This is a genomic window from Pseudomonas sp. HMWF006 (assembly GCF_003061205.1).
GTDB classification, from domain to species: Bacteria; Pseudomonadota; Gammaproteobacteria; order Pseudomonadales; family Pseudomonadaceae; genus Aquipseudomonas; species Aquipseudomonas monsensis.
This window is the reverse complement of record NZ_QAIU01000235.1, coordinates 1-6,549: the sequence shown is the minus strand read 5'-3', so window position 1 is coordinate 6,549 and position 6,549 is coordinate 1. Positions and strand designations below refer to the sequence as shown.

6 protein-coding genes and 1 pseudogene are annotated in these 6,549 nt (G+C 59.7%); 5 read left to right on the top strand and 2 right to left on the bottom strand.

Annotated elements, in window-relative coordinates:
* Together efeB and efeO are read left to right on the top strand one after the other, a co-directional pair.
* Positions 1–1,215, top strand: a 1,215-nt coding sequence (efeB, locus tag DBR24_RS09500; protein ID WP_128614595.1) for an iron uptake transporter deferrochelatase/peroxidase subunit, incomplete at its 5' end; no start/stop codon positions are given.
* Between the two features lie 25 nt (positions 1,216–1,240).
* On the top strand, positions 1,241–2,065 hold the full coding sequence (efeO, locus tag DBR24_RS09495) for an iron uptake system protein EfeO (RefSeq protein WP_128614594.1): 825 nt from the start codon (positions 1,241–1,243) through the stop codon (positions 2,063–2,065).
* Between the two features lie 124 nt (positions 2,066–2,189).
* Here the strand turns inward: efeO and pssA are convergent, their stop codons facing one another.
* Positions 2,190–3,533 (bottom strand): CDP-diacylglycerol--serine O-phosphatidyltransferase, encoded by a 1,344-nt coding sequence (pssA, locus tag DBR24_RS09490; RefSeq protein WP_128614593.1) that lies wholly within the window; start codon positions 3,531–3,533, stop codon positions 2,190–2,192.
* A gap of 205 nt (positions 3,534–3,738) precedes the next feature.
* On the opposite strand from pssA, the gene DBR24_RS09485 reads away from it, so the two are divergent.
* Positions 3,739–4,302, top strand: a complete 564-nt coding sequence (locus DBR24_RS09485) for a TetR/AcrR family transcriptional regulator (protein ID WP_128614592.1) — start codon at positions 3,739–3,741, stop codon at positions 4,300–4,302.
* 56 nt (positions 4,303–4,358) lie between these two features.
* The gene (locus DBR24_RS09480; RefSeq protein ID WP_123468908.1) at positions 4,359–4,838 is read left to right on the top strand and encodes a nuclear transport factor 2 family protein; all 480 of its coding nucleotides are present in this window, start codon (positions 4,359–4,361) and stop codon (positions 4,836–4,838) included.
* Between the two features lie 122 nt (positions 4,839–4,960).
* Here the strand turns inward: DBR24_RS09480 and sfnG are convergent, their stop codons facing one another.
* Positions 4,961–6,043 (bottom strand): dimethylsulfone monooxygenase SfnG, encoded by a 1,083-nt coding sequence (gene sfnG / locus DBR24_RS09475; protein WP_128614591.1) that lies wholly within the window; start codon positions 6,041–6,043, stop codon positions 4,961–4,963.
* Positions 6,044–6,398: 355 nt separating this feature from the next.
* On the opposite strand from sfnG, the pseudogene DBR24_RS31840 reads away from it, so the two are divergent.
* Positions 6,399–6,549, top strand: a pseudogene (locus DBR24_RS31840) (hypothetical protein); the annotation flags it as partial.

Below are 6,549 nucleotides of genomic sequence, written 5' to 3'. Positions count from 1 at the left end.
GCCCTGAGTTGCCCCGCCATGGCTGCGGCGCCGGCGCAAGTCACCGAAGCGCCGAGCAGCGACAAGACCGAAGACCGTCACGATTTCCATGGCGTACACCAGACCGGCATCGTCACCCCGCGTCCGGCGTCCGGCATGTTCGTTTCCTTTGACGTACTGGCCAGCGATCGCGAAGACCTCGAGCGGCTGTTCCGCACCCTCAACGAACGCATCGCGTTCCTGATGACGGGCGGCCCGGTGGCGCAGATCGACCCGAAACTGCCGCCGCCGGATTCCGGCATCCTCGGCCCGGTCGTGACCCCGGACAACTTGACCATCACCGTGTCGGTAGGTGACTCGCTGTTCGATGAGCGCTTTGGTCTGGCCGCCGCCAAACCCAAGCGCCTGCAACGCATGGTCGGTTTCCCCAACGATGCGCTGGAGGCCGATTGCTGCCACGGCGACTTGGGCCTGCAGTTCTGCTCGAACACCGCCGACACCAACATTCACGCGCTGCGCGATATCGTCAAGAACCTGCCGGATCTGTTGCTGGTGCGCTGGAAACAGGAAGGCAGCGTGCCGCCGCAAGCCCCGGCCAAACCGGGTGTACCGGCCCAATCGGCGCGCAACTTCCTCGGTTTTCGCGACGGCTCGGCCAACCCCGATTCCAACGACGCCAAGGCGATGGACACGATTGTCTGGGTGCAACCAGGCAGCGATGAACCCGCCTGGGCGGCGCATGGCAGCTATCAAGCGGTGCGGATCATCCGCAACTTCGTCGAACGCTGGGACCGCACGCCGCTGCAAGAACAGGAAAGCATCATCGGCCGGGTCAAGACCACGGGCGCACCGATGGGCGCCCGGCACGAAACCGAGGTTCCGGATTACAGCAAAGACCCGGAAGGCAAGCTGACCAAGCTCGACGCGCACATTCGCCTGGCCAACCCGCGCACCGCCGCGAGCCAGGCCAACCTGATCCTGCGCCGGCCGTTCAACTACTCCAACGGCGTGAACAAGAACGGCCAGCTCGACATGGGCCTGCTGTTCATCTGCTACCAGGCCGACCTGGAAAAAGGCTTCATCACCGTACAGACCCGGCTCAACGGCGAACCGCTGGAGGAATACCTCAAACCGGTCGGCGGCGGTTACTTCTTCACCCTGCCGGGTGTCACCGGCGACAAGGACTTCATTGGTCGCTCGCTGCTCAACGCCACCCAACCCAAAACAGCTGCCTAACCATAAAAAACCTCGGAGCCGCTCCATGAAAAAGTCGCCACTCGCGTTACTGCTGACCCTCGGTTTGCTCAACACCCCACTGTCGGCGTTCGCCGCGACCGCGCCGCTGGATCTGGTCGGCCCGGTGTCGGACTACAAGATCTACGTCACCGAGCAACTGGATGAGCTGGGCAGCCACACCAGACAATTCACCGATGCGGTGAAGAAAGGCGATCTGGCCACCGCGCAAAAGCTCTACGCGCCGACCCGCGTCTACTACGAGTCGATCGAACCGATTGCCGAGCTGTTCAGCGACCTCGATGCGTCCATCGACTCCCGGGTCGACGACCACGAAAAAGGCGTCAAGGCCGAAGACTTCACCGGTTTCCATCGCCTCGAATACTCGCTGTTCTCGGAGAAGAGCACCGAAGGTCTGAGCGCCCTGGCGGACAAACTGGACAGTGATGTGAAAGACCTGCAAACCCGCGTCGCCGGCCTGACCTTCCCGCCGGAAAAAGTCGTCGGTGGTGCCGCCGCGCTGCTCGAAGAAGTCGCCGCGACCAAGATCTCCGGTGAAGAAGACCGCTACAGCCACACCGACCTGTACGACTTCCAGGGCAACATCGACGGTGCGAAGAAAATCGTCGACCTGTTCCGTCCGCAGATCGAGAAACAGGACAAGGCGTTTGTCGCCAAAGTCGACAAGAATTTTGCCACCGTGGACAAGATCCTCGCCAAATACAAGACCAAGGACGGTGGTTTCGAGACGTATGACAAAGTCAAAGACAACGACCGCAAGGCGCTGGTTGGCCCGGTCAATACCTTGGCGGAAGACCTTTCCACGTTGCGTGGCAAGCTCGGTCTGAACTGATTTGATGTAGAGACTTTCAGGGCCCCATCGCGAGCAGGCTCACTCCTCCAGTTGGAATGCATTCCCCTGTAGAAGTGAGCCTGCTCGCGATAGCGGTTTCAACCGCCCTGAATAACCTGAAGGTTTACAAAATCCGGTAGAGCAACCGCTCGATCCGCACCCTGCTCACCCGCTTCAAAAACTTCGCCACCGCCGCCGGGTACTCCGGCAAGGTCTCCAGGTTCTGGAAGCTGGCAATTCGCGTGGTGTTGCGGAAAATCTCCTCCAGTTCCTTCGCCCGTGGTGCCAGCCATTCGCCTTGCGGGTCATCAATCAGCAGCGCATTTTCCAGGTCGAGACGGAACGCCCGTGGATTGAGGTTGTTGCCGGTCAGCAAGGTATAACGCTGATCGATCCACATGCCCTTGAGGTGATAGGTGTTGTCACCATCCCGCCACAGGTGCAGGTTCAACTGGCCGCTGTCGATGTTGCGCTGATGCCGCTTGGCAAAGCGGCGCAGGCTGATCTCGTACAGATACGGCAGCGCCGCGATCACCTTGAACGGTTCGCTTGGCGGGATGTAGAAGTCATTGGCGGTTTTGTCGCCGACCACAATGTCAATCTTCACGCCACGGGCCAACGCACGGTTGATCTCGCGAATCACTCCCAGCGGCAGGTTGAAGTACGGCGTACAGATCGTCAGTTGCTGTTGCGCGCTGGCGATCAACTCAAGGATCGCCCGGTTCAGCGGGTTGTTCTTGCCCACGCCGAGTAACGGACTCACCGACAGACCGGTGTGCGCCGTGCTGCCGGCTGCAGTGTCGTAAGTCGCGTATTTGAGCCGGCTGCGCAGGTCACCGATGTCGTTGCGCAGGCTGCGGGTGGTCGGCAGGTTCGGCAGGTCGAGGCGATGCACAGCCTTGGATTCGATCAGGCCATGCTTGACCAGATGATGCATCGAGTCCGCCAGTTCGCGGCTGTGCAGCACATGGTAACGGTCGAACCGGTACTTTTCGAACTTGTGCAGGTAGACGTTGTTCAGGCTCGCGCCGCTGTAGACCACGCAATCGTCGATGACAAAGCCCTTCAGATGCAGGACGCCGAACAGCTCGCGGGTTTGCACCGGCACGCCGTACACCGGCACTTCGCTCTGGTGCGTGCGGGTCATTTCCTGATACCACGCCGAATTCCCCGGCTGTTTGCCCGCGCCGATCAGGCCACGCTGAGCCCGCAGCCAGTCAACCACCACGGCAATTTCAAGCTCTGGGCGTTTGAGTTTGGCGGCGTGCAAGGCATCGAGAATTTCCTGACCGGCCTCGTCCTGTTGCAGATACAACGCGACGATGTAGATGCGCCGGGTCGCCGTGGCGATTTTCTCCAGCAGGCTACGACGAAACTCGGCGGCGCCGGACAGAATGGTCACGGCCTCGGCGGTCAGCGGGAAGCTGCGCAGTTTGGGCAGCAGAGAGCGTTTGAAAAGCAACGGCATAGGGCTCGCAATGGGTCGAATCCGAAGAACTCGAGAGCTTACACCATCACTCGGTTCGGGTCTCGTAAGTGTCTGTAATGAAGCCTTCGCGAGCGAGCTCGCTCCTGCATTTGAAATGCAATCCCCTGTGGGAGCGAACCTGTTCGCGAAAGCGATAAAAAAACAACACTTGACCAAGGAGAACGATCGTTCTACTGTTGGCTGCATGAACGAAATCACAGACACCTCGACCCGCGACATCATTCTGGATGTCACCGAAAAGCTGATCTACAAGAGTGGCATCGCTGCCACCGGGATGGATCTGCTGGTGAAAACCGCCGGCGTCTCCAGAAAAAGCATCTACCGCTACTTCGCCAACAAGGAGGAGCTGACCGTCGCCGCTTTGCAACGCCGCGATGTGCGCTGGATGCATTGGTACCGAAATGCTGTCGATCAGGCCGAAACCCCGGCCAAGCGCCTGATCAACCTGTTTACCGTACTCAAGGGCTGGTTCGCCTCGGAAGGCTTCCGTGGCTGTGCCTTTATCAACACCAGTGGCGAGACCGGTGATCCTCAGGACCCGGTGCGCCAGGTCGCCAAAGACCACAAACAGAAGCTGCTCGATTACCTGTGCGAGCTGTGTACCGAACATGGCGCCGAAGATCCGCAATTGCTGGCCAGACAACTGCTGATCCTGATTGACGGTGCCATTACCGTAGCGCTTGTGATGGGTGATCACAGTGCCGCTGATAATGCGCAATGCATGGCGCGTAAGTTATTGGACCTGTAACGCCTTAAATAAGCCGGACACGTTGTTTAACTATTAATGAGATCGGGAGACTGAACATGTCTACTGCAGCCCAGGTACGTCCGCCATTACCCCCCTTCAACCGTGAATCGGCGATTGAAAAAGTTCGCCTGGCCGAGGATGGCTGGAACTCCCGCGACCCGGAAAGAGTGTCGCTGGCCTACACCCTCGACACGAAATGGCGCAACCGCGCCGAATTCGCCAACAACCGCGAAGAAGCCAAAGCCTTCCTGACCCGCAAATGGGCCAAGGAACTGGACTATCGCCTGATCAAGGAACTCTGGGCCTACTCGGACACCCGCATCGCCGTGCGCTACGCCTACGAATGGCATGACGACTCCGGCAACTGGTTCCGCTCTTATGGCAATGAAAACTGGGAGTTCGATGAGCATGGCCTGATGTTCCAGCGCTATGCCTGCATCAACGACATGCCGATCAAGGAAAGCGAACGCAAGTTCCACTGGCCGCTGGGCCGACGCCCGGATGATCATCCGGGGTTGTCGGACCTCGGTCTGTAAGTTCACGCAGATCCAATTGCAGGAGTGAGCCTGCTCGCGACAGCGTCTGAACACTCAACCTGAATGTTGACTGACACGCCGCCATCGCGAGCAGGCTCACGCCTCCAGAAAATTTGTTGGATTCAGGCGATGGCGGCCGTCTTTTCGGCCTCAAGCTCGCGCACTAGCGGCAACACCCGCCGGCCGAAATACTCCACCTCCTCCTGAAAGTGCAGAAACCCCGCCAGCACCAGATCCACGCCCACCGCTTTCAACGCCACAATCCGCTCGGCAATCTGCAACGGCGTGCCGATCAGGTTGGTCTTGAAGCCATCGTTGTATTGCACCAGGTCCTCGAAGGTCGACTTCGCCCAGTTGCCCTCACCTTCCGGCGAGGCCCTGCCCGCCTGCTTTGCGGCGTCACCAAAGGCATTCACCGCTTCCGGATCGGCCTGATCAATGATCTGCGCCAGCACGGCCCGCGCCTCTGCTTCGGTGTCACGTGCAATGACGAAGGCATTGACGCCGATCTTCACCGAGTGATTATTCGCCGCGGCTTTGGCGCGAATGTCATCGACCTGGGCCTTGATCCCTTCGACACTGTTGCCGTTGGTGAAATACCAGTCCGACACCCGCGCCGCCATGTCGCGCGCTGCCCGTGAACTGCCGCCCTGGAAGATCTCCGGACGCCCCAGCGGTTTCGGCTTGAGGCTGTAATGGTCAAACCGGTAGAAGTCGCCACGGAAGGTAAAGTTGTCCTCACTCCAGATCCCGCGCAACGAACGGATAAATTCCTCGGAACGCCGATAGCGCTCGTCGTGTTCCAGCCAGTGCTCGCCAATCGCCTGAAACTCGCCCTTGAACCAGCCACTGACGATGTTCACGGCAATACGGCCATTGGTCAGTTGGTCGATAGTCGCCAGCTGTTTCGCCGCCAGTGCCGGTTGCCACGGCCCCGGCAGAATGGCCGCGATCACCTTGAGTTTGTGGGTGGCGGCCAGCAGCGCGTGACTGAACGCCACCGATTCATGCTGAAACTCAGCGCCATAGCCGGCGGTGAAGCGAATCTGTGTCAGCGCATATTCAAAACCTGCCGCCTCGGCGAGTTGCGCCAGTTTGCGGTTGTAGTCGATGCCCCAGTCGGTACGCTGCTCGATCTTGCTGACCACCAGCCCGCCACTGACGTTCGGTACCCAGTAGGCGAATTTCACCGCGTGCTTGCTCATTGGCGTGTCCTCGGGACATTGGGAAGGTCAAGGTGTCAGAGCAGCAAGCGTGCCAGCGTGCAAATGCCCGTTTTTATTGGGCTTGAGACTGATGGAGTTGCATGGTTGGAGGGTGATTTGTTGTCGCGGTGTTGGTTGGGCAACAGTTCAATAGCCTGTGGCGGTGCAGGCCTCATCGCTGGCAAGCCAGCTCCCACAGGGATCTCTAGCGCACACACATATTGCGAACATGCCGAAACCTGACGGAGCTGGCTTGCCAGCGATCGAGCCTTATGGGTCGCCGCAACAACTGGAAATGAGTAACATGTCAGCCCTTCCCGCAGCCCGTCTGCGCCCTGCCGAATAAGCCGATTCCATGCCTTTCGAACTCAGCGTTGACCTCACCACCCTCGCCATTCTTGCCCTCGTCGCATTCATTGCCGGTTTCATCGACGCCATTGCCGGCGGTGGCGGCCTGCTGACCACGCCAGCGCTGCTGACTGCCGGCCTGCCGCCGCACCTGGTGC

Excerpts from the sequence above, each read along its gene's own strand:
- efeO (WP_128614594.1), top strand. The coding sequence starts at position 1,241 with ATGAAAAAGTCGCCACTCGCGTTACTGCTGACCCTCGGTTTGCTCAAC.
- pssA (WP_128614593.1), bottom strand. The coding sequence starts at position 3,533 with ATGCCGTTGCTTTTCAAACGCTCTCTGCTGCCCAAACTGCGCAGCTTC.
- DBR24_RS09485 (WP_128614592.1), top strand. The coding sequence starts at position 3,739 with ATGAACGAAATCACAGACACCTCGACCCGCGACATCATTCTGGATGTC.
- DBR24_RS09480 (WP_123468908.1), top strand. The coding sequence starts at position 4,359 with ATGTCTACTGCAGCCCAGGTACGTCCGCCATTACCCCCCTTCAACCGT.
- sfnG (WP_128614591.1), bottom strand. The coding sequence starts at position 6,043 with ATGAGCAAGCACGCGGTGAAATTCGCCTACTGGGTACCGAACGTCAGT.